Genomic DNA, 25028 nt, shown 5'->3' on the forward strand with positions numbered 1-25028 from the left:
CGAATGGTGAATTTCCCGGCCCACCGTTGGCAGGCCGGCGCAACAGCGCTAAGCTGGCTGCTTTATGATGTCAGGAGGACGCTATGCTTGAAGCAGTAGAAGGTAATATCCACCAGCGGCTGTGCGCGCTGCTCGACGAGCACCGGGCCCGCTACCGGGTGATGGCGCACGAGGCGGTCGGTCAGTGCGAAGCCGTCTCGGCAATCCGCGGCACCGCGCTTGGCCAGGGCGCGAAAGCGTTAGTCTGTAAAGTGAAAGGAAACGGCGTCAACCAGCATGTGCTGGCGATCCTCGCCGCCGATCGGCAGGCCGACCTCGCCAGCCTGGCCCGGCATATCGGCGGCAGCAAAGCCTCGCTGGCCAGCCCGGCGGAGGTGGAGGCCCTCACCGCCTGCGTGTTCGGCGCCATTCCCCCCTTCAGTTTCCATCCGGCGCTGCGGCTGGTGGCGGACCCGCTGCTGTTTGAACGCTTTCCACAAATCGCCTTTAACGCCGGGCGCCTGGACCGGTCGATCATTCTCGACACCGAAGACTATTTACATATCGCCCGACCAGAGATCGCGACCTTTCGCCGTCTTAGCTAACCGGGCATCCGCCCAGATTTCCGCCGCATGGCGTAAAAATCCTGTTTATTCACGCCACGATGCGTAGAGTAAGCGGGATATTTTTTGGCATTCTTATTTTGGCAAGGACCTCTGTACATGTTTGATACCACCCTGTTGATCCTGCTGGGTCTGGCGGCGCTCGGCTTTATCAGTCATAACACCACCGTGGCGATCTCCATCCTCGTGCTGATTATCGTGCGCGTCACGCCGCTGAACGCCTTCTTTCCCTGGGTTGAGAAACAGGGACTGACCGTCGGGATCATTATTCTGACCATCGGCGTGATGGCGCCTATCGCCAGCGGCACGCTGCCGCCCTCGACGCTGATCCACTCCTTTATGAACTGGAAATCGCTGCTGGCGATTGCGGTCGGGGTGTTTGTTTCGTGGCTCGGCGGGCGCGGCGTCTCCCTGATGGGCTCCCAGCCGCATCTGGTGGCCGGGCTGCTGGTCGGTACAGTACTCGGCGTCGCCCTGTTTCGCGGCGTCCCGGTCGGGCCGCTGATTGCCGCCGGGATCATCTCATTGTTTATTGGGAAGTCGTAGCCAGGCTACCGTGATAGCGGCCCGGTGTCTGCCCGAGCCCTTTTTTAAACATGGTGATGAAGGCGGTGGTGGAATCGTAGCCCAGCGCCTGAGCCGTCTGCTGCACCGTCTGCCCGCGAATCAGCAGCTGCAGCGCGAGGATCAGCTGCAGCTGATGGCGCCAGCGGCGAAAGCTCAGCCCCGTTTCGCGCACTACCAGGCGGGCCAGATTCCGCTCGCTCATCGCAAACACCGCCGCCCACTGGCTCAGGGTCTGCCAGCGCGCCGGATCCTCGGCCATCATCGTCACCATTTGACGAATTTTCGGGTGGTTTGATACCGGCAGCTGCAGGTGCTCCTGCGGCTGGCGGGGCAGCTCATCAAACAGAACCTGCACCAGCCGGGCCGTGGCGGGGGCGGCCAGCGACTCTCCGCCGCGCTCCGCCAGAGTAAGGATCAGCTCTCGCACCAGCGGGGAAATCTTTAACGTACAGCAGCGATCCGGCATCGGCGCGGCGCCCGGCTCGATGAACAGGAAGCATACCTGGGCGCCGGGGGTAGCGCGGTTACTGTGGGACAGCTGCCCCGGAACCCACACCGCATACTGCGGCGGCACCATCCACATTGCGTTCTCCACCTCGCAGGTTAAGGCGCCGTGCAGGGCAAGGATCAGCTGCCCCTTACGGTGGGAATGCGCCGGAATATACTGCTCCGCCTCCACCACCCGGATACGAAAGGCAATGGCCGATTCGTGGCCACTGTCCGGTTCATAGCCATCCAGCCCCAGTCCAATCATCATATTGTCCGATATTAGCGATAATCTGTCATTTTAGCTTGATTTAAACGAGGGACAAAGCCGCTATCGTAACCCCCCTCGTTAGTTACCTTGAGAATGATATGTCTTCTGTGATCTCCTCTACCGGCCGCCGCCCCGCGCTGCTGATTGCCGGTATCCTGCTCATCGCCACCACCCTGCGCGTGGTCTTCACCGGCGCGGCGCCGCTGCTGGACGCGATTCGTAGCGACTATGGCCTGACCACCGCGCAGACCGGGCTGCTCACTACCCTGCCGCTGCTGGCCTTTGGCCTTGTCTCGCCGCTGGCGGCAGGGGTTGCCCGCCGGTTCGGCATGGAACGCAGCCTGCTGCTGGCGATGCTGCTGATCTGCGCCGGCATTGCCCTGCGCTCCCTGCCCTCCGCTGCGCTGCTGTTTATCGGCACGGCGGTAATCGGCTGCGGCATTGCGCTGGGTAACGTGCTGCTGCCCGGGCTGATTAAACGGGATTTCTCGCAACATGTCGCGCGGATGACCGGCGCCTATTCCCTGACGATGGGCGGCGCGGCGGCGCTTGGTTCGGCGCTGGTGGTCCCCGTGGCGATGGCCGGATTCGGCTGGCGCGGGGCGCTGCTGCTGCTGATGGTCTTCCCGCTACTGGCGCTCCTCAGCTGGCTGCCGCAGTCCCGGCGCCGGGCGGAGACGCCATTGACCGGCTCAGGCGCTATGCATAACCGGGGGATCTGGCGGTCGGCGCTGGCCTGGCAGGTGACGCTGTTCCTCGGCATCAACTCGCTGGTCTATTACGTGATTATCGGCTGGCTGCCGTCGATTCTGCAGAGTATGGGCTATAGCGAAGCGCAGGCCGGCTCGCTGCATGGCCTGCTGCAGCTGGCGACCGCCGCGCCCGGCCTGGCGATACCGCTGATCCTGCATCGGCTGCGCGACCAGCGCGGGATCGCGGTGCTGGTCGCCCTGATGTGCGCCATCAGCGCCGCCGGGCTGTGGCTGTTGCCTGAGCTGGCGATCGGCTGGACGCTGCTGTTCGGCTTTGGCTCCGGAGCCACCATGATCCTCGGCCTGACGTTTATCGGCCTGCGCGCCAGCTCGGCGCATCAGGCCGCGGCGCTGTCAGGGATGGCGCAGAGCGTCGGCTATCTGCTGGCCGCCTGCGGGCCGCCGCTGATGGGCAGGATCCATGATGCCAATGGCGACTGGCATATTCCGCTGCTGGCGGTGGCGCTGATTTCGCTGGTGATGGCGTTCTGCGGCGCGCTCGCCGGACGTGACCGGGAAATTCACCCCTGAAGATGACCGGCAGCGCCCGCTGCCGGTGGAATTATTGTGCCGCGGCGCGGAGAAACGCCTGCACCAGCGGCGCGGGACGCCCGTCCAGCGCGTGACGCTCATGCTGGAACAAGGTGGCGACAAAAAACGGGTGCGTCACCAGCTCGACGGCGCGGATCTCACCCTCTTCATCCCAGCCGGTGACGCGCAGATCGCCCTGCTCCAGCTCCGCCGCAAACGCGCTGCTCACGCCGTACCGGCAGTGGTAGCCCTCTTCAATGCTCTCCCGGCCATAGGCGCGGGCAATCAGCGTATTCGCCCGCAGCTCGACGACGGCAGAGGTCTCCACCAGCGAGCAGCTGAGGGGAGCGATCACCATCCGCCCTTCGCTGTCGGTTTCCGCATGTCCGGCGTCCTGCCAGCCGAGCACGTTGCGGGCGTATTCAATCACCGCGTGCTGAAAGCCGCCGCAGGTGCCGAGGAAAGGAATGCTGTTTTCCCGGGCATAGCGGATCGCGGTAAACACGCCTTCCGGGTGACGATACGGGCTGCCGGGAACGACCCAGATGGCATCGTACTCCGCCAGCGCCTCGCCGGAGGCGATCGACGGGGTGACGAGCCAGTCATATTTCACCGGCTGCTCCAGCACGGCGGCGGCATCGTCTATCGCCAGGGGAATGGCCTGATGGGCAACAATATCGGGGTGATAATCGCCGACAAGGGCGAGGCGTAAAGGAGTTTTCATAGCAGGTTCCTTATGTCTGGACGAGACGGACAGCACAAGGCACGTCAGAATAGCGATCCCGCCTGTGGAACACAATCCTTATTTTCACCCCACCGCCGTGGCCGACGGGTGAGGTATACTGGAAAAAGCGCGTAGGGGAGAGAGAATGAAAAATAAGCTTTTGGTCAGCGCCTGCCTGATGGGATTCCAGGTGCGGTATAACGGTAGTGAGAAGGCACAGCTGGCGGCGACGCTGTCCCGCTGGCAGCAGGCGGGGCGGCTGGTGATCCACTGCCCGGAGCTGGCGGCCGGTCTGCCTACGCCCCGACTGCCGGCGGAGATCCTCGGCGGCACGGGCGGCGATGTGCTTGCCGGACGGGCGCGGATCGTGGAAAGCGACGGCCGCGACGTCACCGAACATTATCAGCTGGCCGCCTGGCTGGCGCTCAGCGCCGCCCGGGAAGCGGGCTGTCAGGCAGCGTTACTCACCGACGGCAGCCCTACCTGCGGCAGCCAGTTTGTCTATGACGGTTCCTTTCGCGGACGGCGCAAAGCGGGCGCCGGCGTGGCCGCCGACCTACTCCGCGCACACGGCATCACGGTATTTTCCGACGGGCAAATCCCGCAGTTGCTCGCCTGGATGGCACAGAAGGAGCAGGATGATGATTCAGTGTAAACGGGTGTATGACCCGCAGGAAAGCAGCGACGGCTATCGGGTGCTGGTCGACCGTCTCTGGCCGCGGGGGATTAAAAAAGAGGCGCTGGCCTGTGATGAGTGGTGTAAGGAGTTAACGCCTTCCGCTGAGCTGCGCAAAGCCTTTCACGGCGAGGCGATCGATTTCGCCCACTTCAGCCAGCGCTATCGTCAGGAGCTCGACGCCCATCGCGAAACGGGCCTGCGGCTGGCGGCGCTGGCGCAACGCCAGCCGCTGACGCTGCTGTACGCTGCGAAGAACACCGAGCAGAATCATGCCCGGGTGTTGGCCGCCTGGCTGGCGGCCCTGCCGGTTACGATTTAGCCGGATGATCCCGGCGCCACAGCGCCCACTCGTCGAGGGTTTCGCCGCTGGGTAGTTTGCACTGGGTGCTGACGCCCTGCGGCGTTTGCACCGGCACCCGGGTGCCGCCGGATTGCTGACAGTATACCGCCGCGGGGTTGGGCATGCCGATGGTTTTCGTCGGCGCAGTGGGCTGCGGCTGGGCACAGCCGGCTAATACCAGTGGCAGAATAGCCAGTAACTTTTTCATTGTTCCTCCCTTTCCTGAATGCCCGGGGATTTTAGCCTGAATCTCCACGTTTTCTCCATCTTGCCTGCACTTTTCCCCCGTAGAGTAGCCCTGTTCTCGAACTGACCAGAGAACAGATCATTCCATAATCAATGAGTTTTTCCCCGTCGCCCCCGACGGGGCTTTTTTTCCCACCGCGTGGACAAGTATTCCCCAGACAGATGTGATAAATTTAAAAATATCACTGTTTATTTGACGCTGATGTCCGTTTGCAGCCCAATATGCTGGGGTGACGTTTGGCGTGCTGGAGCTGTATTATTCATGTCAGATTTTATTCTTGCCCGGGTGTCGCAAACCCTCGCTGCGGAACAGTCCCTGGAAACCCTGGTGCGCCAGCTGCTGGAGATGCTGGAGGCGGTGACGCGAATGGAGTCCACCTACCTCACCCGCATTGATACCAACGCCCAGCGGCAGCAGATCATGTTCGCCCACAACAGCAGCGAAATGCAGATCCCGGAAGGATTTTCCGTCCCCTGGGATGAATCCCTGTGCAAACGCGCCCTTGAGGATCAGTGTACGTTTAGCAATGACGTTGCCAACCGCTGGCACTCCTGCATCGCCGCCCAGGAGCTGGGAATCGCTACTTTTTTAAGCATTCCCGTCCGCCTGGCCGACGGCTCTCTGTTCGGCACCCTCTGCGCCACCAGCCGGCAACAACAGCCTTATAACCTCGAAGGCGAACAGGTCATGGGCCTGTTTGCGAAGCTCATTTCCCACTACGTGGAAAAAGACACCCTGGTGCAACAGCTGCAGGCGGCAAACGTCGCGCTGGAGCTGCACTCGTCTACCGATGAGCTCACCCAGCTTCCCAATCGCCGCGCGCTGTTTAAGCAGCTGGCGTTACGCTTTGCCTCCGCCCGTGCCCAGCAGCAGCAGGTCTCGCTTATTTTTATCGATCTCGATGGTTTCAAAGCCATTAACGATCGGTTCGGCCATCCGTGCGGCGACAGCTTTCTGGTGCAGGTCGGCAAACGACTCACCGCTGTCGCGCGCCGGGAAGATATCGTTGGCCGCCTTGGCGGCGATGAGTTTTTGATCGTCGGTAGCGCCCAGCAGCCTGCCGCACAGCAGGCGTATGTCACGTCCCTGCGTCAGGCTCTGTGCGGCGTCTACTTCCTCGGCGAACAGCGTATCGACTATGAGGGCGCCAGCTTCGGGGTGGTCACCTGCGATCCGCAGAGTATCGATGTTGAAGCGGCCTTACGCGCTGCCGATGAGGCGATGTACCAGGATAAGAAGTCCCGCCGCCAGGAGAATTTCATTCATATTGACTAAAGTACCGCGATATCCAGTATCATGCAGGGCATCATTCGTGGGCACAGGGACACAATCATGAAATTGGGTATTCTTTTCCCGGTGGCGATCTTTATCATCGCCGTCGTCTTTCTCGGCTGGTTTTTTGTCGGCGGCTATGCGGCGCCGGGTGGGGCATAATGAAAAAAAGCACCATTATCATGCTGGTCGTCGCCATCGTGGCGGTGGCCGGCACCCAGTTTGGCTGGTGGTGATCGCCGCGGCGATATTGCGGATTTATCCTATCCCATCAATAAGTTAACCCTTTACACTCACGTTATCCGCCGCGGCATTCTCGGCCCCGGGGAATAAGAATAGCGGGAGAAGTAAGGATGAAAAAACCGATCGTGTTACCGTTGATTATTGCGCTGTGCACGCTGTTATCGGGATGCATTATTGACGATGGATATCATCCCCATCGCCACCACCACCATCATCACTATCATGACGACGACTAATGCTTCACGCTGTTGATAGCCGATAAGACAGGGCGAACCGCGGTTCGCCCGTTGACGCTTAATCCTGACGATCGGCGCCGAGGAAAATAAAGCCGAGGGGGATAGCAAAGAGCGCGGTAAAGACAATGCTGTAAACCGTTACCATCGCCCCCTGCAGGAAGAACATGGACGTCGTCCACTCTGAGTACGGCATATTGTACTCGCTCACCACGCCCCCGAAGGTCGCCCGCCCCACTACCGCCAGCGCGATAGCAAACACCACCGCGAGCGACAGACAGTATTTTTTGCAGTTTTTATTGCTGAGGAGTTTTTGCAGAATCATCGGGGCTTCCTTTTTGCTGAGCGATAAACGGCTGTATATGTAACACCAATGCAATAAAAAATGAAGGGTTTTTGTTACAGGGCAGAATAAGAGACGGCGGGCCGGTCAGCGGGTAACCGGCCCGTGGGGATCAGGACTGCAGGGTAGCCAGGCGCGCGGCGAACCCGACGAAAACCAGACCAATCAGGCTGTTGCCAAGTTTAGCCAGCTTCTTGCGGGTTTTGACGTAGCGGGTGACAAACGAGCCGGAGAGGATCAAAAAGCTCATATAGCAGAAGCTAATCACCTCGAGGGTCAGCGCCAGGATAAAGAACGCCACGCCGGGGGTTTTGGCGTTGACATCGATAAACTGCACGAAAAACGACACATAGAACAGAATCGCTTTCGGATTGGTCAGGCTCAGGGTCAGGGAGCGCTTGAGGATCGCGCTCGCCGGCTCCGCGCTGGCGTCGGACTGGCCGTCGCGCTGGGTCAGCACCGCATAGAGCATTTTGCCCCCGAGCCACAGCAGGTAAATTGCCCCGAGATAGCGCACGACGTTAAACAACACTGGCGTGGTTTTAATCAGCGTCGCCACCCCGGCGAAGGCCAGAAACATCAGCACTGCGTCGCCAATAAAGACGCCCGCCGCCGCCAGATAGCCTTTCTTCACCCCGTGGGCAATGCCCGTTTTCAGCACGAAAAACGTATTAGGGCCAGGAACGAGGATGATAAACACCGCCCCGACCAGATAGGTTAAATAATTCAGAACACCAAACTCAGCGAACACTCTGCACTCCTTCGCGCACGACTAAAACATGATCCGGCTCACGTTACCCCAACTGTCGGGATTTTGAAAGCGCAGCCTGTGCGGGAAGGTTAATAGACGGAAGGTTCGCCCAGCGGTCGGGTTTTAAAACGACGGTGTACCCACAGATACTGCTCGGGAGCGCGCAGGATCTCGCGCTCAATAACCTTGTTGATATAGCCGGCGGCGATCTGCTTATCCTCACCCGGATAGTCATTCATCACCTCGCTGATATGCAGGCTATAGCCCCGGCGATCCAGCTTACGTACCATGCTGATGCTCAACATTTTCGCGCCCGATAAGCGGGACAGGACATAGGTGCCGTTGGTGGTCGCCGCCTGCGGGACGGAGAAAAAAGGTGCAAAGACGCTGCCCTTGGGACCGTAATCCTGATCGGGCGCGAACCACACCGCTTCACCGGATTTCAAGGCATGCACCAGACCGGTCAGATTGTTGCGATCGATCATCGCTTTGTTCGAACGCAGGCGACCGCGGGTTTGCACCCACTCCATCAGCGGGCTGTTGTGCGGCCGGTAGGTGGCCATCATTGGCCGACACAGCCCCATCGCGCGCCCGCCCAGCTCCAGCGACATAAAGTGCACGCCGACGACCATTACCCCTTTCCCACCGCTAAGCGCGTGATTAAGGTTGGCGAACCCCTCGACATCAAACCATTTTTTGACCCGCTCGTCGCTCCAGAACCAGGCCATGCCGGTTTCGATAAGCCCCATTCCCAGCGACATAAAGTTTTGATCGATCAGCGTCTCGCGCGCCGCTGGCGACATGTCCGGGAAGCAGAGTTCGATATTACGCCGGGCGATATGTTCGCGGCGTTTAAGAAAGCGACGGGAAAGGCGACCAGCGCTGGTGCCGATAAAATGCAGCAGCGGATAAGGCAGTTGCACGATTAACCAGAGGATGCCGAGCCCGAACCAGGTCAGCCAGTTACGCGGGTGTAAAAGTTGTTTATTAAATACGCAGGCCATGATTTTTCCTGTAAACATTAATTATGTGGTAACGCTTAAGGAAAACAGAATCCATTTATCATCATTAGGCGGTACGTACAGCAAGTTCGACAATACTAATCCGCTGAAATTCCCTCCGGCAAGTAAAAAACAGCAAGCTGACAAAAAAACATAATTGCGGCACATATGTTACTAAATGTAAACTTAAATCTTGAACCACGCTTAATATATTCATCATGCATATCATTTTCACGCTAATCATCAGCGTTACTAACGAAAACAACCGAAAGCTGCCGCAGTGCGGCCCTGGCCGCCGGTGGCAGGCGTCCGCTGAGCCGCGCGATCGGCGGTCTGACCGCGTTGGGATGCATCGTAGTCTGTCAAAGCGAGTATTAAACGCGTCCCACTGCGAAATGCATCTTTTTTAATCCGTCAGCATAAGAAAGATTAAAACGACTTTAAGACAACAATTAAGAATAGACTTATTTAAACCTGCTTTTAAAATAAGCGCGGTGCATTGAAATACTGTGCCCGCCGGACAATAAAAAATATTTCTTTACGCCTCGTGGGAAACACAGGTGGAGTGAATGATGGGCAATCATCCGCCATCGATTTGCATGGAAGCCAGGTCATTGAGAAGAAAGCACGGCGAGGGTGTGAACACCGCCCTCGCCGCAGAGGATCAGTAGGTATGGAAATATTGCTGAATCAGCTGCGGATCTTTAGTCTGCGTCAGCGCGGTCATCAGCAGTATACGCGCTTTTGCCGGGTTGAGGGAGTCGGCCACCAGCCCGGGCTGGCTGTCATCCGGCGGTACGACGCCGCTGCCGGTACGAGAGGCTCGCACCACCACGATGCCCGCCTGCTGCGCTTTTTTGATACCGGCGGCGCTACGTACCGACACCGACCCCGCCCCGGTTCCGGCGTAGATAATACCGTCGGCATGATGGGCGATCGCCGCATCGTACATATACTCCGGATCGTCCTGGTAACCATAAATAATCACCACCTTCGGCAGAACCTTCAGCTGACGCACATCGAACACCGAGCGCAGCGTGTGAATTTTATCCACCCGCGTCTCGAACTGGGGTTTTCCGCCCACCACGACACCAAGATAGCCCTCCTCGGGCGCCCGGAAGGTATCCAGCGAAGTGGCATTAGTTTTGGTGACAAAGCGCGCCGCGCCGATGCGGTCGTTAAGCACCACCATTACCCCGCGTCCCCGGGCATCAGGATCGGCGGCGACCGTGACCGCTTCCAGCAGGTTCATCGGCCCGTCGGCGCTGATCGCCGTCGCCGGGCGCATCGCCGCGGTAAAGACCACCGGCTTGTTGTTTTTCACCGTCAGATTGAGGAAATACGGGGTTTCATCCAGCGTGTCCGTGCCATGGGTGATCACCACGCCATCGACATCGCCCCGAGCCAATAGCGCATTCACCCGCTTCGAGAGCTGGAGAATAATATCGCTGGTCATATTCTCACTGCCAATATTGGCCACCTGCTCGCCCTCGACGTGAGCGATTTTACTCATTTCCGGCACGGCGTTAATCAGCGTCTGCACCCCAATCGCCCCGGCTTTATAGCCGGTTGTTTGGGTATTGCTGGCCGCCGAACCAGCAATCGTTCCGCCGGTGGCTAAAATAACAATATGCGGAAGACGCGTCTCGCTAAACGCCAGGCTGCTCATCGTCAATAACGCAATGGCAAGTAATGCTCTAAAATTCATACAGGTCACTCCCTTCATAGACATTAATCAAACTTACGCTTGCTTAATGCAAAGGGCTTGCCAGAATTCATTTCTTTTCTGGGGGGGAAATGGTTAACTATCAGACAATAATAAGGTTCTTAGGACGATATCGCCCAACTCTGGTGCACCACTGGATCTGAAACGGGCAGAGCTATGAACCAAAACATTCTGAGGATTTACCTGTTCAGCAACACACAACACGCATTGCGATCAGATTATCGACACTTCCGTCACCGGCGAGAGCATTTTTGCCCGCCAGGTCACGCGAACGGAGAACAGAGATGCGTATTGCCCTGAAGTCGGCCCTGATGCTGACCACCAGAGTCATCCAGATCATTAACCCTGAACTGCACCGGCATATGCAACGAACGGCCTTAATCGCCCTGACGCTGGCGCAAAGGCTGGAACTGCCTGACGAACGGCAGCAGACCATTTTTTGCGCCGCGCTGCTGCACGATATCGGCGTGCTGGGGGATAAACGCACCATTCATTCGCTGGATGCTATCGATAATATCCACGACCCGCATCAGCGCCAGGGTGTGGCGATGCTGGAGGGATTAGCGACCTTCCAGCCCATCGTTCCCTTTATTCGCGATCACCATTTTAGCCCGAACCACCGGGGCTCCCGCGAACAGCACATTGTCTATTTCGCTGATGCCTTTGAACGGCTGCTGCCGGCCGATAGCCACGTTGCCGCCTGGCCCACGCGGGCGGTGGTGGAACAGTTCGTCGCTTTGCATCGGGAGATCGATCCGCCGCTCTGCGATATCCTGTGCGAGGTCGCTGAAAATGCGAACTTCTGGCAGCACCTTCACCCCGGCCATATTCAGCGGCTGCTGGAGATTATTGGCCCCATCAACACGCGCTATCTGGATATTCACGGTCTGAAGGATGTCTGCCTGCTGATTGCCAAAATCGTCGACACCTACAGCAGCTTTACCGCCACCCATAGCATCATGGTGGGGGAAATCGCCCGCCAGCTTGCCCGCTGGATGCAGCTGCCGGAGCCCACCTGCCAGCAAATTCAGATAGCCGGCTATCTACACGATATTGGCAAGGTCTATATCCCACTCTCCATTCTCGAAAAAGAGGGCGAGCTGGATGATGAGGAGCTGAGTCAGGTGCGGGAGCACAGCTACATGACCGGCGAACTTCTCAGCGACTATAGCGAGCTCGGCGACATCATTAACTGGGCCTCGAATCATCATGAAAAAATGGACGGCAGCGGCTACCCTCTGCATCTCGAAAAGGAGCACCTGACCCTCGCCGACCGGATTATCTCCATCGCCGATATTTTCACCGCGCTGACCGAAGATCGCCCTTATCGTAAAGGGATGGCCTGGCAGGAAGCCTTACAGATTATGGAAGCGGATGTTATAAATGGCGCTCTGGATAGCGATGTCTTCCTCGTTTTGCGCCACCATGCGGAAACGCTACACGCCATCATTCTTCAGACCCTTGCCCCTCTGCATAGCGAGCGCCGCCTCTGAAGCGGGCCGCCGTCGTGGCGGGGGCGGAGTTCTATAATCAAAACAGCTTCATCTGCATGCAAGGAAATTCACGGTGAGAATCGCCACCATCACTAACTGGGCTTACGGGATCACCGTTGGCCTGACGCTGGCTTCCGGGAGCGCTATGCTCATGGCCTCCAGCGCCGACCGCGTCGAACGCCAGGCGGTACAGCAGCGCCAGGTCTTTGATACCCTCTCCGACGAGATGGAAAACGACGCCTGGGCGCTGTCTGACCTCGCCCGGCTGTACGTGATAAAGCCTTCGCCGGAGACGCTTACGCAATATCAGCAGCTGCAGCAGACCGACAAGAGCATAGAGCAGCGGCTGGGCGGCCTGAAAGATAACGGCGCCAGCCGCGAGGAGCTGGCGCTGCTCCAGGATGGCCTGCGGATCGCCGATGAGCTACAGGATGAACAGCAGGCGGCCCTGGCGCATGTCGCTCGCGGCGATGCGCCAGCGGCCATCGCGGTGCTGTACGGCACCGCGTACGAGACTGAACTGGAGCGCATGCAGACGCAGATCGATCGCTTCCGCCAGATGCTTGAGCATCGCGCCGCCGTCGCTATCGACCAGGCCACCGAGCGCTCGCGGATCTGGCGTACGCTGTCGGAAATCATGGTCGGCCTGACCGCCATGATGTTTTTGTTCGTCCTCGGCTTCATTCTCAAACGCCGGGTGCTCTACCCGGTGGTTCGCCTGAGCGACGTGGTCCAGCGTCTCGCCTCCCAGGATTATGCGGTAGAGACGCCGCACTTTACCCAGGTGGATGAGATTGGTGACATGGCTCAGGCGATCCGCATTTTTCGCGAGAACGGCCTGGCCCGTCAGCGGCTGGAGCAGCAGCGCGACGCCGACTGGGCGATCCGCGAGCTGCTGGCGCGTATGACTCAACGGCTGCAGGGCTGTGAAACCATTGAGGATGTGATTAAGGTGGCGGAGCGGTTTGCGCCGAATATCGCCCCGACGATCCCCGGTAAACTGTATGTTCTGGATACCGACCCCTGGCAGATGCGCTGCGTAGCGCAGTGGCTGTCGCCCGCCGGTGAGACGACGCCCTTTTCTCCCGACGACTGCTGGGCGATACGGCGGGGACTCAGCCATCCGCCGGTGCAGGGCGAGCCCGATATCACCTGCTATCATCTGCCGGAGACGCACGCCGGCCAGTCGCTCTGCGTACCGCTCATCGCCCAGGGCGAAGCCATTGGCCTGCTGACCTTCCAGAACGTCACCGCCAGTGACGCTCCTTCCCGGGCCTATCTCGAGCTGATGGCGGAAGCGTTGGGCCTGGCGCTGGCCAATCAGCGTTTGCGCAGCGCCCTGCTGGAAAAAGCGCTGTTCGATTCCCTGACCGGCCTGCGTAACCGCCATCATCTTGACGAAGCGCTGCATTCGCAGATGGCGCTGTCGGTCCATACCCATACTCCGCTGAGCTGTCTGATGATCGACATCGATCATTTTAAAACCATCAATGATCGCTATGGCCATGAGGCTGGGGATCTGGTGATTAAGAGCGTTGCGACCATTGTGCAGCGCGCGGTGCGCGATATCGGCATGGCTTTCCGCTACGGGGGCGAGGAGTTTTTAGTGCTGCTCCCCGGGATTGACGAAGCCGGGGCGCACCAGTGCGCCAGCGAGATCTACACCCAGGTGCGCAATATGACGCTGCGCGATGGTCTGACCGAGATAGGCCAAGTGGATGTGTCGATTGGCATCGCCAGCTACCCGCAGCACACCCAAAGCGATAGTCTGCTGCGCGCGGCGGATGCCGCGCTGTACCGGGCGAAAGAGCTGGGCCGCTCAAGGATTGTCAGCTTTGGCCGCCTGAAGACCAGCTAACCGGGACTATCGCTCAGCGGTATTAAGCAGCGAGATAACTTTCCTTACCACCGCCGAACGAATATGGCGGTGGTAAACCATGCTCAGCTCACTCTCCGCCAGCCGATCCTGGAGATCGATATACACCACGTTATCAAGGCGTAAGGCCCGCGCCGAGAGCGGAACCAACGCCACTCCCACCCCGGCGGAGACCAGGCTAATCATCGAGGTAACGTCGTTAATCCGCTGCGCCACCTGCGGCGTAAAGCCTGCGACGCGACAGGCATCCATAAAAACCTGCTCCAGTCCGGTGCCCTGCGGATCGTCAAGCGAGATCCAGTTGTCAGTGCGCAATGAGGCCAGATTAAGCGCGCCCACGCCGGCCAGCGGATGCTGTTGATAGAGCGCCAGGCAGAGCTTTTCACGTACAAACGGCCTGACCACCAGCGCGTCCGGCGGCGAGGCCAGCGGCGCGCGGATGATGGCGATATCCAGACGCAGATCCAACAGCGCTTCGTAGAGCATTTGCACATCCCCCTGCACCAGCGACAGCTCAATCCCCGGCCAGTCGGCGCGCAGCCGGCGCAGGAGCCCCGGCAGTTTACTGTCGTACATCGCGCTGGAGACATACCCCAAATGCAGCCTCCCCTGCTCGCCCCGCGCGGTGCGCTGGGCGTCCAGCACCGCCTGATCGGCCATTTCCAGCGCCAGCCGCGTCTTGTGTAAAAAGGCCTCGCCCGCGGCGGTCAGAGTCAGACGGCGGTTAGCGCGGGAAAAGAGCACCACGCCCAGGCGCTGCTCAAGCTGCTTAATCTGCTGACTGAGGGCGGGCTGGGCGATATGTAACCGCTCCGCCGCCCGGTGCATATGCAACTCTTCGGCAACGACCACAAAATGGCGTAACGCTCGCAAGGACATGGTAGGACTCCTCCCTACAAATTGATAAGAAAAAGCTTATCAATAAAGCATAAATGATGCAATTGATAACCATTAGCCTGCGAAGCATACTGTGCGCATCGATACGCTAAGGAGAACATCATGACCGCACCGATTCAGGATCTGCGCGACGCCATCGCGCTGCTGCAACAGCATGACAATCAGTATCTCGAAACCGATCATCCGGTTGACCCTAACGCCGAGCTGGCCGGTGTTTATCGCCATATCGGCGCGGGCGGCACCGTGAAGCGCCCCACTCGCATCGGGCCGGCGATGATGTTTAACAATATTAAGGGTTATCCACACTCGCGCATTCTGGTGGGTATGCACGCCAGCCGCCAGCGGGCCGCGCTGCTGCTGGGCTGCGAAGCCTCGCAGCTGGCCCTTGAAGTGGGTAAGGCGGTGAAAAAACCGGTCGCGCCGGTGGTCGTCCCGGCCAGCAGCGCCCCCTGCCAGGAACAGATCTTTCTGGCCGACGATCCGGATTTTGATTTGCGCACCCTGCTTCCGGCGCCCACCAACACCCCTATCGACGCCGGCCCCTTCTTCTGCCTGGGCCTGGCGCTGGCCAGCGATCCCGACGACGCCTCGCTGACCGACGTCACCATCCACCGCTTGTGCGTTCAGGGCCGGGATGAGCTGTCGATGTTTCTTGCCGCCGGCCGCCATATCGAAGTGTTTCGCCAGAAGGCCGAGGCCGCCGGCAAACCGCTGCCGATAACCATCAATATGGGTCTCGATCCGGCCATCTATATTGGCGCCTGCTTCGAAGCCCCTACCACGCCGTTCGGCTATAACGAGCTGGGCGTCGCCGGCGCGCTGCGTCAACGTCCGGTGGAGCTGGTTCAGGGCGTCAGCGTCCCGGAGAAAGCCATCGCCCGCGCCGAGATCGTTATCGAAGGTGAGCTGTTGCCTGGCGTGCGCGTCAGAGAGGATCAGCACACCAATAGCGGCCACGCGATGCCGGAATTTCCTGGCTACTGCGGCGGCGCTAATCCGTCGCTGCCGGTAATCAAAGTCAAAGCAGTGACCATGCGAAACAATGCGATTCTGCAGACCCTGGTGGGACCGGGGGAAGAGCATACCACCCTCGCCGGCCTGCCAACGGAAGCCAGTATCTGGAATGCCGTCGAGGCCGCCATTCCGGGCTTTTTACAAAATGTCTACGCCCACACCGCGGGTGGCGGTAAGTTCCTCGGGATCCTGCAGGTGAAAAAACGTCAACCCGCCGATGAAGGCCGGCAGGGGCAGGCCGCGCTGCTGGCGCTGGCGACCTATTCCGAGCTAAAAAATATTATTCTGGTTGATGAAGATGTCGACATCTTTGACAGCGACGATATCCTGTGGGCGATGACCACCCGCATGCAGGGGGACGTCAGCATTACGACAATCCCCGGCATTCGCGGTCACCAGCTGGATCCGTCCCAGACGCCGGAATACAGCCCGTCGATCCGTGGAAATGGCATCAGCTGCAAGACCATTTTTGACTGCACGGTTCCCTGGGCGCTGAAATCGCACTTTGAGCGCGCGCCGTTTGCCGACGTCGATCCGCGCCCGTTTGCACCGGAGTATTTCGCCCGGCTGGAAAAAAACCAGGGTAGCGCAAAATAAGCAATAGCCGCCGGTAAACGGCGGCATTTTTCCCTGCCGCGCGATCCTGAGCGGATGGCGCAGGCAGGATTAATTGATCGCAGCGGCGAGATCTTTTTTCACCAGCTCGCGCAGCTCAGAAATCAGCACCTGGCTTACGTCGAAATGGCGATCGGGGCGTTACGCATGGGGGTATTTACAGGGAATGATCCTTCATAAAAAAGAGAGGCGCTTATCACTGCGCTAATAAAGACTATCTGTAGCAAAGGGGGTATTTAAAACTGGATAATAAAAGAATAGCAGGTAACCGAAACCAGCCCCCGGTCGACCCTCAACCGCAAAGAAAAATATATTCTTCCTTCCAGTAGCGGCCCTGACCTATGATGTCCCCGGCAGAAGTGATTAACCGTTTTTGCTTTTCGGTTTCGATACCCTCAACGATCACATGGCCGGTCAGGGTATGAATAGACTGCAACAGACCGGGCAAAGCGGGGTCGTTTTCTTTATCCCAGAAGTAATCCTTATCCACTTTGACGCAATCGAAGCGGAATCTCTCCAGCAGCGGGAAGGAGGTTCGCCCGCGACCAAAATCATCCAGCCAGACCGGACAAAGCGCCGCCAGCGTGCTTAGCGCCGTCAGCTCGCGGCCGGCGATAAACTCATGAAAATTCTCATTTATCTCCAAAGCAATATGCTTACACGAGCGCAGAAAATCGCAGAGATAGCGGTCCGTCAGAATAAAATGGCTTAATAAATCATCGATATTGAGCGAGATCGGCTTATTATCGACCAGGGAAAAATCAAATACGGAAAGCAACTCGATTTGTCGGGTAAATAGTGCAAGCTTATCGCTTTCGGTAAGCGTGGAGAAAGAAAACGCGGGCGCTGAGGCGTTATTTCGTGCGGGTGCTATAATATCTTTAGTGAGCAATTCCCACGAGTGGCAGCTGCCATCATCGCTAATAGCGGGCTCCAGTACGAAGCGATAGGAGGTATTTTTCGCGTTTTCTTCAACCATTTAAAAAATACCAAAAATAAGAAAGGGTTAAAGCATGTCATATATTTCCCGCCAACAAAAATAGTTTAAAATGATCGATAAGAAACATTCGATAGCTAAAAACTATCAACATATAATTTATTGATCGGTAAAGTGAATTAATATAAATTAGCCACCGCTGTCGCATGCGTTTAGACAACAATTAAAATATTGTTTCAAACCAGCCAGTTACATGACGAGCCGCATCCAGTCGTAGCCACATTACGCTTTTCCCCGGCGGCAAAAAAAAGCGTGGTGTAATAAAAATCAAAAATACAAGCCGCCAGTTTTCGTCCTCTCGTATGCCAAAAGATGAATAATCTCTGGCCCAACGCAACCGCTTGCCAATAATAAAAACGCTGCCCCGGTCAACGAAACGTCATACTTTACCGCTACCTTGCTGGCAGAACAGGCGCAGCGGATAAAGGGCAGTGAAAAGAAAATACATGGTTCCGCTGGCGCTAATGCTCCTCATGCTCATCGCCAGCGCATGGCTGGAACCGGCCCCGCGGCCTGTCGCCAGAGGGCTGTGCGTCTGGTTCGACGGGGCAATGGTCAACTGTCTGCAGAGGCAACGGCTGGGCGAAAGGTTGCCGATTCACTCGCTGGCCAGGCGGTAAACGGGCACTCGTCGGGTGGTATTGAACAAATTGTCGCTGACCTCCACCTCCGTCGTGACAATCGCCATGCCGGACCGGCGCAACTGCGCGATGTCCGCCGCCACTCGCTGACTGCCGAACCAGAACAAGGCGTCGAGAGCGGTGACCGGCAGGCCGGCGTTCAGCGCCTGGCGGAGCCGCTCCCGGGCCGGCTTTATCTCCCGGGCAATCTGCTGGTACGGGGCCGCCGTCAGCCCGGTTGCATCGACGCGACGAATGCGGTTTGCCAGGCGGTAATGAAAGGCTTCCGGGACAGCCTGTAAATCCTGTTTCAAACTATAGACGCAGCCGTAACGTTTGCCGTTGAAAACGGCGGCTTTACGGCTAAGCTGCAACGTCTCGCGAACATCGGCGATTAGCTGCGGCGCGCGCACCAGCAGCAGGCGAAAAGGCAGCTCGAAGCTGGTGACATAGTCGACGTTCAGTAACGCAATGCGCAGGCGCTCCTCTGCCCCGGCCCGCAGCTGACGACACTCCAGGTATACTTCGCGCCACTGCTCCCGGAGCCGTGGCGTCTCACCGGCTTCGGTAAACTGGTATTTTTCAATATCGTAATCAATTCTCCCGGCCACCGCGCATTCCTTTCTGAATCAGTCCGCGGGTTATATTATCATCCTCCGACGCCGTCCCTATGCCCAACGCCGCTGTCGTTGTCGATTATTTACGATAAAGATAACGGGTGATGATCACATCAAGAACAAACAGCAGGAAGATAACGCTGCTTAACCATAATAAGCCTGCGAATAAATCAAGTAATTGCATCGTTGTTCCCTCGCCGTTGGCCCTAAAAAAGACGCTCCATCACCATAAAGTAGTTAACAACCACCTTACCAGCCACAGAATAAAATTATTTAGCACGATGCCATCCCGAGCCCGGACAGATTCATTTTATTGTCATTAATTTGTCATCAAAAAATGTCTATCATCAACCGGCGCCGCAGGGTCGTCTCTGCCGTCATGGTATGGCGGACAACGCGTCGCCACGCGGTTTAACAACACGGAATAACCTCGCCCTGCCTCATTCTTACTGTCATTGCATAATTTTATATCAGGCACGTTTGTCATCCTGCTGAATAATCCGTAAAAGCGCCGTAAGCAATAAAACCCCTGCAGATTGGTTTACCATGGAGAAATAAGATGCCTAGCGAAAAAGCCCGCAGCCTTGACCATTTCTATGAATTACTGGCGACAGGACAACACCCGAAGATTGAGCTCGATTTTGATGTCGCCGCGGACGATTTTTTTAAAATCGCCACCGAGTTTGGCGATATTGGCGCGAGGATCACCCGGGTTAACGAACGATTTATTATTAAGATCAAGCCGCCGAAGGCATAAACACCCGGCCCGAGTCGTTGCAGCAGATCATCGGTTTGTGCGCATCCCTCTCGGTCATCCCTGACCGGACGGCGCGACGCGCCAGCAAATCCTCACCTGCCGGCGCGAATCAGGCTCAGTGATAGCCCTCGCTGCCGGAGACTTTGCCGCGAAAGACGTAGTAGCTCCAGGCGGTATACATCAGGATCACCGGGATAATGAGCAGCGCCCCCGGCAGCATAAATACCTGGCTGGAGAGCGGCGCAGCGGCATCCCACAGGGAGATATGCGGTGGAATAATGTTCGGCCAGACGCTGATCCCCAGCCCGCTGAAGCCGAGGAATATCAGGCCCAGCGTCAGGATAAAGGGACGGGCGTGGCTGGCGGGGCGCGCGCTCAGGCGCCAGATCCACAGGCTCAGAGCCAACACCAGAATTGGCACCGGCACGAACCAGAAGAAATTGGGCAGCGTAAACCAGCGTTCCGCCACGTAGCGCCAGCCCAACGGCGTCCAGACGCTGACCACCGCAATCACCACCATCAGCGCCAGCAGTACCTTGCGGGTCAGCTCGCGCATCCGCTGCTGCAGCGCGCCTTCGCTTTTCATAATCAACCACGTGGTGCCCAGCAGCAGATAGGCCACCACCAGCCCCAGACCGCAGAACAGATTGAAAGGGGTAAGCCAGTCCAGCGTCGAACCGGCGAAGCGGCGGTCAGCCACCGCAAAGCCGTTGATAAACGCGCCGACGACAATCCCCTGGCTGAAGGTCGCCAACAGCGAGCCGCCGGCAAAGGCATAGTCCCAGAAGATGCGATGCGTGGGAACCGCTTTAAAACGAAATTCAAAGGCCACGCCGCGAAAAATCAGGCCGATGAGCATCGCCGTCAGCGGGATAACCAGCGCATCGGTGATCACCGCATAGGCCAGCGGAAAGGCGCCGAACAGCCCTGCCCCGCCGAGCACCAGCCAGGTTTCGTTACCATCCCAGACGGGGGCGACGCTGTTGACCATCACATCGCGCTCTTCGCCATCATGCACCACGCTGAACAGCATCCCAATACCTAAATCGAAACCATCCATCACGATATACATCAGCGTGGCGAAGACAATGATGACAAACCAAATCACCGAGATATCGATGCTCATGATGCGTTCTCCTCATCACGCACCGGCTCAGCCGCTGAGAGCGGACGCGCCGGGGTGCCTGCGGTTTGCGAGGTCAGCTCCGTCACCGGCTGCGGCCCTTTTTTGATAAGCCGGAAAATGTAGTAATACCCCACGCCAAACACGGCGCAGTAAACCACGATAAATACCAGCAGGCTGATGGCCATCTGCAGGGTGCTGTGCAACGACACCGCATCCCGCGTGCGCAGCAACCCGTATATCACCCACGGCTGGCGGCCCATCTCGGTGGTCACCCACCCGGCGACCAGGGCAATAAGACCGGCGGGCCCCATACAGAGCGCAAACCACTGGAAGGGACGCGAGTGGTACAGCCGCCGCCGATAGCGCAGCCAGGCGCTGCAGATCCCTAAGGCGATCATCAACACGCCCATCCCGACCATGATGCGAAACGACCAGAAGACGGCGGGCGAATAGGGTCGGTCCTCTTTCGGGAAGTCTTTCAGGGCCGGCACCTGCTTATGCAGGCTGTGGGTAAGGATCAGGCTACCGAGAGCGGGGATCTCAAGACCATAGCGGGTCCGCTCCTGCTCCATGTCCGGCAGGCCAAACAGCAGCAGCGGCGTGGCCTCGCCGGGGCGATTTTCCCAGTGCCCTTCGATGGCCGCGATCTTCGCCGGCTGATGCTCAAGGGTGTTAAGACCATGCATATCCCCCACCACCGCCTGGATCGGCGCCACCAGCAGCGCCATCCACATCGCCATCGACAGCATTTTGCGGATGGCCGGCGAGTCGTTGCCGCGCAGAAGATGCCACGCGGCAGACGCCCCGACGAACATGGCGCTGCTGAGAAACGCGGCTATCGCCATATGGAACAAGCGATACGGAAAAGAGGGGTTAAAGATAATCGCCAGCCAGTCCTGCGGGATGAGATGGCCATTTTCGATGATAAAACCCTGCGGCGTCTGCATCCAGCTATTGGAGGCAAGGATCCAGAAGGTAGAAACCAACGTGCCAAGCGCCACCATGCAGGTGGTAAAAAAATGCAGCGCTGGCGGCACTTTATTCCAGCCAAACAGCATCACCCCGAGGAATCCCGCTTCAAGGAAGAAGGCGGTCAGCACTTCGTACAGCAGCAGCGGGCCGGTAATACTGCCAGCGAACTGGGAAAATCCGCTCCAGTTGGTGCCGAACTGATAGGACATGACTAATCCGGAGACTACGCCCATGCCAAAATTGACGGCAAAGATTTTCAGCCAGAAATTGTAGAGTGAACGCCAGACATTATCCCGGGTTCGCAGCCACATCCCCTCAAGCACCACAAGGTAGCTGGCAAGGCCGATGGTGATGGCCGGAAAGAGGATATGGAAGGATACGGTAAAGGCGAATTGCAATCGGGCCAGATGAAACGCGTCGAATTCAAACATATTCCACACCCATCATTGTGAATCGCCCCGGCCGCAGCCGGGGCTCATGCGAACATCACTTAGCCGATGATGAAGTGTTTTGCTTCCCGGCGCCGAGTTCGGCGCCAGTCAAAGGATCGCCCTGCGGGTCAGACTGCGTTCGCTTCAGCATCGCTTTGCACAGCGCTTCCTGCTCTGGCGTCAGGCCGACAGAAGCACTGCCATCTCCGCCATCTACGGCCGGCTGTGGATCCTTGACATAATCGAAGTGTTTGTCACTGTTCCAGCTGCCGCGTACTTCTCCACCTTCAGACATATTGTAGTAGGTGTTAGCGTACTCGCTAATGGGCGGCAGTTTGCCCGGTGGATAGTTGTTGCGAATCGACTGCAGGGCCTTCTCAAAAGAGAGCTGATGCGCCGCTTCGCGGGTCATCAGGAAGGCCAGCGCGTCTTTCACGCCAGGATCGTCGGTCACGTTGATCAGGCGTTCATAGACGATCTTCGCCCTCGCCTCCGCCGCGACATTCGACCGCAGGTCGGCGGTGGGTTCGCCGATAGTATCAATGTAGGCCGCCGTCCACGGCACGCCCGCCGAGTTGGTCAGCGGGGTACCGCCGCCGTACAGCAGGGATGTAATATGGCTGTCATTGCCGTTGGCGGTGAGCGAACGATAGAGTTCCGCCTCGCTCTCGGTGCCCTCCGCCAGGGCTCCTTTGGCGCCTTTATTCAGCATGCCGACCAAAGTGCCAATGATCTCCAGATGGCTCAACTCCTCTGTCGCGATATCCATCAGCATATCTTTGCGGCCGGGATCGTCATCGCTTAATCCCTGGGTGAAATAACGACACGCGGCGGCCAGCTCGCCCTGAGGGCCGCCAAACTGTTCGAGCAGTAAATTCGCGAGCCCCGGATTCGGTTCAGCAACGCGTACGGTATACTGCAGTTGTTTCACATGACGAAACATAGGCCTGCCTCCTGGGTTATTTTTTCGCTTCTACGCCGTCAGCATCTGAACGCAGGAGAAACTGCTCCGTAGTCTGAGGAATATGTTTAATCAGCCAGTCGGCCATTTCCCGCTCTTCCGCCAGGATGGCTTCAATGGCTGGGATGGAGGCGGTATCGCCCGCTTTTTCAGCGGCCGCCAGCAGAGAGGTATAGCAGGCGATTTCAAACTGCTCGAAAACGTACCCGCTGATCGAGCCTTTGACGATTTCATCGGAAGGAAACATCCCGCCGATGGACTGGCCGAGAGCCGCCATTTTACTCATCGAATCTTTAATCACCGAGCGCGAAATCTCATTGCGGTCGAGGATCTCTTCCAGCACGGTAATTTGCCGTTTGGTCTCGTTAACATGCTGTTCGATTCTGGCACGGAGATCCGGATAATTATCGATACGGCCAGCCATTGATTCCAGCATGGACTCTGCCTGTTTTTCCATGGCATGCGCATCTCGTAGCCAGTCATGGTAATGTTCAACGTGATTCATCGTGATTTCCTCGTGTCAGGGAGAGTTTATTTTTCCGCTTTCTTATTAATATTACCTACCGCCAGATCGGTTAATTTCACATCGGTTTGTTTTTCTTCTTCCAGGGTTTCGGCAAGCAGTTTGGCTGCTTTTTTATAGCCCAACTGCTCTGCCAGGGTGACCAGAGTACCGTAACTGGCAATTTCGTAATGCTCGACCTTTTGCGCAGCGGCAATTAATGCAGCATCACGTACCTCATTTTTTTCCGTGCTCTCAACGACTTCATTAGCTTCTTCGATTAATCCTTCCATGGCCACGCATTTCATGCGTTTGATTTTCAGGTTGGATTCCTGTTCAATAATCTGGTCGATACGTTCGATCTGGCCCTGGGTTTCTTCAAGATGAGCATTGAACGCCGCGCTGAGTTTTTCACTGGACGCCGCTCTGGCTAGTTTAGCCAGCCCGCGGGTTAATTGTTTCTCTGCGCTGTAGGTATCTGAGAGCAGGTGTATAAATACATCTTCAATGCTTTTCATATTCATAGAAATACCTTCTGGAGTCAGAAAATAACTGCGAGTCTGTGACAGACTCGCAGGAGATACTTTCACTTCAGGGTGCAAGGAAAAGGATAATCAGGAATTATCGGACTTGCGGCCACCGCCGTGGCTATTCTGTCCGCCTTTTTTACCCGCTTCGGACGCACGCTGCGGATCATTTTTAAAGTTCCCGCCGCTGTGCTGACCACCTTTACGACCTGCTTCAGAAGCTTTTTCACGGTCTTCAGCAAAATTACCGGAACCACCACGATGCTCTGCCATATTTCACCTCATGTATATCGGTTATGTCAGTACGATACGAAAATATTCCGTATCACTCGTCGTTCGATATTTAAATCTAGCGGGTAATGCTGGTTAGTCAAATTATTATTCCGTTTTTTCGACACCTTTTAGCAGTAATTCGGAATAATTCTACAAGACACCTCAAAAATAACCAAACGGCACCTTGCCGCTAACTCACTGTGTTCAGGGAAATAATGTATGCAGATCACCTCTGCGGCAAAGAATTATCTATACCGGAGGATTACTACCGTTGGGTTATATAACGAAGCGGCAGCATTGCCCTTTGCCAGACGGAAATTAAGAATTTTCCCTGATTTTACGGATAAAAAAAAGCCGCTGGGGAAGCGGCTAGCAAACAAAATGGAGCGAATATCATGCCCGATTAATACTGGCACACATAAGGGCAATAGGCAAATAACCTCAACAAACCAGCTGCTAAATAAGCGAAGCGTGGAATATATTCAGCTCCTGGAATATCACGCAGTTCCATTATTAGTACTCTACGCTTTATTTTTTACGATGATTTATCGGTGACGATAGCAGCCGTTCACCAGGCCGAAG

The 25028-nt window shown here is 57.3% G+C and carries 32 protein-coding genes; 15 read left to right on the forward strand and 17 right to left on the reverse strand.

Translation table 11 applies throughout. The annotated features are described in order from the left end of the window. Nucleotides 1–83 precede the first annotated feature (83 nt). Together LPQ25_RS15530 and LPQ25_RS15535 are read left to right on the forward strand one after the other, a co-directional pair. Entirely contained in the window at nt 84–584 is a 501-nt protein-coding gene (locus tag LPQ25_RS15530) for a YbaK/prolyl-tRNA synthetase associated domain-containing protein (RefSeq protein WP_002901088.1), read from the forward strand. A 117-nt stretch (nt 585–701) separates the two neighbouring features. Continuing rightward, nucleotides 702–1148 carry a DUF441 domain-containing protein gene (locus tag LPQ25_RS15535; protein WP_002901080.1) on the forward strand — a complete coding sequence of 149 codons (447 nt, stop codon included), beginning with the start codon at nt 702–704 and terminating at the stop codon, nt 1146–1148. Here the strand turns inward: LPQ25_RS15535 and LPQ25_RS15540 are convergent. Further along, on the reverse strand, nt 1132–1926 hold the full coding sequence (locus tag LPQ25_RS15540; RefSeq protein WP_004140469.1) for an AraC family transcriptional regulator: 795 nt from the start codon (nt 1924–1926) through the stop codon (nt 1132–1134). The two genes, LPQ25_RS15535 and LPQ25_RS15540, sit on opposite strands and share 17 nt — an antisense overlap. Before the next feature lie 107 nt (nt 1927–2033). On the opposite strand from LPQ25_RS15540, the gene LPQ25_RS15545 reads away from it, so the two are divergent. Beyond that, nucleotides 2034–3209, forward strand: a complete 1176-nt coding sequence (locus LPQ25_RS15545) for a CynX/NimT family MFS transporter (RefSeq protein ID WP_014907798.1) — start codon at nt 2034–2036, stop codon at nt 3207–3209. A gap of 31 nt (nt 3210–3240) precedes the next feature. Here the strand turns inward: LPQ25_RS15545 and LPQ25_RS15550 are convergent, their stop codons facing one another. Beyond that, nucleotides 3241–3933 carry a CTP synthase C-terminal region-related (seleno)protein gene (locus LPQ25_RS15550; RefSeq protein WP_014907799.1) on the reverse strand — a complete coding sequence of 231 codons (693 nt, stop codon included), beginning with the start codon at nt 3931–3933 and terminating at the stop codon, nt 3241–3243. Nucleotides 3934–4078: 145 nt separating this feature from the next. Between LPQ25_RS15550 and LPQ25_RS15555 the strand changes: the two genes are divergently transcribed. Both LPQ25_RS15555 and LPQ25_RS15560 read left to right on the forward strand, forming a co-directional pair. Beyond that, nucleotides 4079–4588: a 2-thiouracil desulfurase family protein gene (locus LPQ25_RS15555; RefSeq protein ID WP_004150778.1), complete on the forward strand. Its 510-nt coding sequence runs from the start codon at nt 4079–4081 to the stop codon at nt 4586–4588. Continuing rightward, nucleotides 4575–4931 (forward strand): DUF488 domain-containing protein, encoded by a 357-nt coding sequence (locus tag LPQ25_RS15560; RefSeq protein WP_004150779.1) that lies wholly within the window; start codon nt 4575–4577, stop codon nt 4929–4931. The genes LPQ25_RS15555 and LPQ25_RS15560 overlap by 14 nt, the downstream gene beginning before the upstream one ends. Here LPQ25_RS15560 and LPQ25_RS15565 read toward each other — a convergent pair. Continuing rightward, nucleotides 4921–5160 (reverse strand): putative hemolysin, encoded by a 240-nt coding sequence (locus tag LPQ25_RS15565; protein ID WP_004176548.1) that lies wholly within the window; start codon nt 5158–5160, stop codon nt 4921–4923. The two genes, LPQ25_RS15560 and LPQ25_RS15565, sit on opposite strands and share 11 nt — an antisense overlap. A 300-nt stretch (nt 5161–5460) precedes the next feature. Here LPQ25_RS15565 and LPQ25_RS15570 point away from each other — a divergent pair, with 300 nt between their 5' ends. The 4 genes from LPQ25_RS15570 to LPQ25_RS15580 all read left to right on the forward strand — a co-directional run bounded on the left by LPQ25_RS15570 (nt 5461) and on the right by LPQ25_RS15580 (nt 6950). After that, the gene (locus LPQ25_RS15570; RefSeq protein WP_004176549.1) at nt 5461–6474 is read left to right on the forward strand and encodes a sensor domain-containing diguanylate cyclase; all 1014 of its coding nucleotides are present in this window, start codon (nt 5461–5463) and stop codon (nt 6472–6474) included. 57 nt (nt 6475–6531) lie between these two features. After that, nucleotides 6532–6633 (forward strand): YoaK family small membrane protein, encoded by a 102-nt coding sequence (locus LPQ25_RS15575; protein ID WP_004150782.1) that lies wholly within the window; start codon nt 6532–6534, stop codon nt 6631–6633. A gap of 20 nt (nt 6634–6653) precedes the next feature. Then, nucleotides 6654–6707 carry a hypothetical protein gene (locus LPQ25_RS27430; RefSeq protein ID WP_139155684.1) on the forward strand — a complete coding sequence of 18 codons (54 nt, stop codon included), beginning with the start codon at nt 6654–6656 and terminating at the stop codon, nt 6705–6707. A 117-nt stretch (nt 6708–6824) separates the two neighbouring features. Then, entirely contained in the window at nt 6825–6950 is a 126-nt protein-coding gene (locus LPQ25_RS15580; RefSeq protein ID WP_004140488.1) for a hypothetical protein, read from the forward strand. A 58-nt stretch (nt 6951–7008) separates the two neighbouring features. Here the strand turns inward: LPQ25_RS15580 and LPQ25_RS15585 are convergent, their stop codons facing one another. The 4 genes from LPQ25_RS15585 to fraE all read right to left on the reverse strand — a co-directional run bounded on the left by LPQ25_RS15585 (nt 7009) and on the right by fraE (nt 10750). Beyond that, nucleotides 7009–7272 carry a DUF2534 family protein gene (locus LPQ25_RS15585; RefSeq protein WP_004140489.1) on the reverse strand — a complete coding sequence of 88 codons (264 nt, stop codon included), beginning with the start codon at nt 7270–7272 and terminating at the stop codon, nt 7009–7011. 130 nt (nt 7273–7402) lie between these two features. Then, the gene (leuE, locus tag LPQ25_RS15590) at nt 7403–8041 is read right to left on the reverse strand and encodes a leucine efflux protein LeuE (protein WP_004150783.1); all 639 of its coding nucleotides are present in this window, start codon (nt 8039–8041) and stop codon (nt 7403–7405) included. Nucleotides 8042–8130: 89 nt separating this feature from the next. Next, nucleotides 8131–9045, reverse strand: a complete 915-nt coding sequence (gene lpxP / locus LPQ25_RS15595; protein ID WP_004148038.1) for a kdo(2)-lipid IV(A) palmitoleoyltransferase — start codon at nt 9043–9045, stop codon at nt 8131–8133. A 661-nt stretch (nt 9046–9706) separates the two neighbouring features. Beyond that, nucleotides 9707–10750 (reverse strand): fructose-asparagine asparaginase, encoded by a 1044-nt coding sequence (gene fraE, locus LPQ25_RS15600; RefSeq protein ID WP_014907800.1) that lies wholly within the window; start codon nt 10748–10750, stop codon nt 9707–9709. 302 nt (nt 10751–11052) lie between these two features. Here fraE and LPQ25_RS15605 point away from each other — a divergent pair, with 302 nt between their 5' ends. After that, complete coding sequence (locus LPQ25_RS15605; RefSeq protein WP_004140494.1) at nt 11053–12261, forward strand: HD-GYP domain-containing protein; 1209 nt, start codon at nt 11053–11055, stop codon at nt 12259–12261. Between the two features lie 73 nt (nt 12262–12334). Then, on the forward strand, nt 12335–14119 hold the full coding sequence (locus LPQ25_RS15610) for a sensor domain-containing diguanylate cyclase (protein ID WP_014907801.1): 1785 nt from the start codon (nt 12335–12337) through the stop codon (nt 14117–14119). Nucleotides 14120–14125: 6 nt separating this feature from the next. On the opposite strand, the gene LPQ25_RS15615 is transcribed toward LPQ25_RS15610, so the two are convergent. Beyond that, a complete protein-coding gene (locus tag LPQ25_RS15615) occupies nt 14126–15016 on the reverse strand; it encodes a LysR substrate-binding domain-containing protein (RefSeq protein ID WP_004150788.1) in 891 nt (296 codons plus the stop codon). Between the two features lie 120 nt (nt 15017–15136). Between LPQ25_RS15615 and LPQ25_RS15620 the strand changes: the two genes are divergently transcribed. Together LPQ25_RS15620 and LPQ25_RS15625 are read left to right on the forward strand one after the other, a co-directional pair. After that, the gene (locus LPQ25_RS15620; protein WP_004140497.1) at nt 15137–16645 is read left to right on the forward strand and encodes a UbiD family decarboxylase; all 1509 of its coding nucleotides are present in this window, start codon (nt 15137–15139) and stop codon (nt 16643–16645) included. 33 nt (nt 16646–16678) lie between these two features. After that, nucleotides 16679–16843, forward strand: a complete 165-nt coding sequence (locus tag LPQ25_RS15625; protein WP_020804938.1) for a hypothetical protein — start codon at nt 16679–16681, stop codon at nt 16841–16843. A 112-nt stretch (nt 16844–16955) separates the two neighbouring features. Here the strand turns inward: LPQ25_RS15625 and LPQ25_RS15630 are convergent, their stop codons facing one another. The 3 genes from LPQ25_RS15630 to LPQ25_RS15640 form a co-directional block, all read right to left on the reverse strand. Beyond that, complete coding sequence (locus tag LPQ25_RS15630) at nt 16956–17642, reverse strand: KPN_01159 family EAL domain c-di-GMP phosphodiesterase (protein ID WP_004150790.1); 687 nt, start codon at nt 17640–17642, stop codon at nt 16956–16958. Between the two features lie 397 nt (nt 17643–18039). Next, complete coding sequence (locus LPQ25_RS15635; RefSeq protein WP_004140501.1) at nt 18040–18219, reverse strand: hypothetical protein; 180 nt, start codon at nt 18217–18219, stop codon at nt 18040–18042. Between the two features lie 39 nt (nt 18220–18258). Next, a complete protein-coding gene (locus LPQ25_RS15640) occupies nt 18259–18891 on the reverse strand; it encodes an ECs1377 family protein (protein WP_004150791.1) in 633 nt (210 codons plus the stop codon). A gap of 565 nt (nt 18892–19456) precedes the next feature. On the opposite strand from LPQ25_RS15640, the gene LPQ25_RS15645 reads away from it, so the two are divergent. After that, the gene (locus LPQ25_RS15645) at nt 19457–19654 is read left to right on the forward strand and encodes a hypothetical protein (RefSeq protein WP_004140506.1); all 198 of its coding nucleotides are present in this window, start codon (nt 19457–19459) and stop codon (nt 19652–19654) included. Nucleotides 19655–19769: 115 nt separating this feature from the next. On the opposite strand, the gene cydB is transcribed toward LPQ25_RS15645, so the two are convergent. From cydB to LPQ25_RS15675, 6 genes are all read right to left on the reverse strand, one after another. Further along, nucleotides 19770–20780: a cytochrome d ubiquinol oxidase subunit II gene (gene cydB, locus LPQ25_RS15650; RefSeq protein WP_226340371.1), complete on the reverse strand. Its 1011-nt coding sequence runs from the start codon at nt 20778–20780 to the stop codon at nt 19770–19772. Further along, nucleotides 20777–22183: a cytochrome ubiquinol oxidase subunit I gene (locus LPQ25_RS15655; protein WP_004140511.1), complete on the reverse strand. Its 1407-nt coding sequence runs from the start codon at nt 22181–22183 to the stop codon at nt 20777–20779. The genes cydB and LPQ25_RS15655 overlap by 4 nt, the downstream gene beginning before the upstream one ends. Before the next feature lie 55 nt (nt 22184–22238). Further along, complete coding sequence (locus LPQ25_RS15660; RefSeq protein ID WP_004140512.1) at nt 22239–23126, reverse strand: manganese catalase family protein; 888 nt, start codon at nt 23124–23126, stop codon at nt 22239–22241. A gap of 16 nt (nt 23127–23142) precedes the next feature. Beyond that, on the reverse strand, nt 23143–23649 hold the full coding sequence (locus tag LPQ25_RS15665) for a ferritin-like domain-containing protein (protein ID WP_004140514.1): 507 nt from the start codon (nt 23647–23649) through the stop codon (nt 23143–23145). A gap of 26 nt (nt 23650–23675) precedes the next feature. Next, nucleotides 23676–24170 (reverse strand): YciE/YciF ferroxidase family protein, encoded by a 495-nt coding sequence (locus LPQ25_RS15670; protein ID WP_004148027.1) that lies wholly within the window; start codon nt 24168–24170, stop codon nt 23676–23678. 90 nt (nt 24171–24260) lie between these two features. After that, nucleotides 24261–24446: a con-10 family general stress protein gene (locus LPQ25_RS15675; RefSeq protein WP_004150795.1), complete on the reverse strand. Its 186-nt coding sequence runs from the start codon at nt 24444–24446 to the stop codon at nt 24261–24263. A gap of 219 nt (nt 24447–24665) precedes the next feature. Here LPQ25_RS15675 and LPQ25_RS15680 point away from each other — a divergent pair, with 219 nt between their 5' ends. Further along, on the forward strand, nt 24666–25001 hold the full coding sequence (locus tag LPQ25_RS15680; protein ID WP_032421220.1) for a hypothetical protein: 336 nt from the start codon (nt 24666–24668) through the stop codon (nt 24999–25001). The last annotated feature ends 27 nt before the right edge of the window (nt 25002–25028 follow it).

The sequence above is a fragment of the Klebsiella sp. KPN54798 genome (assembly GCF_021184225.1).
In the GTDB taxonomy this organism is placed as follows: domain Bacteria; phylum Pseudomonadota; class Gammaproteobacteria; order Enterobacterales; family Enterobacteriaceae; genus Klebsiella; species Klebsiella pneumoniae.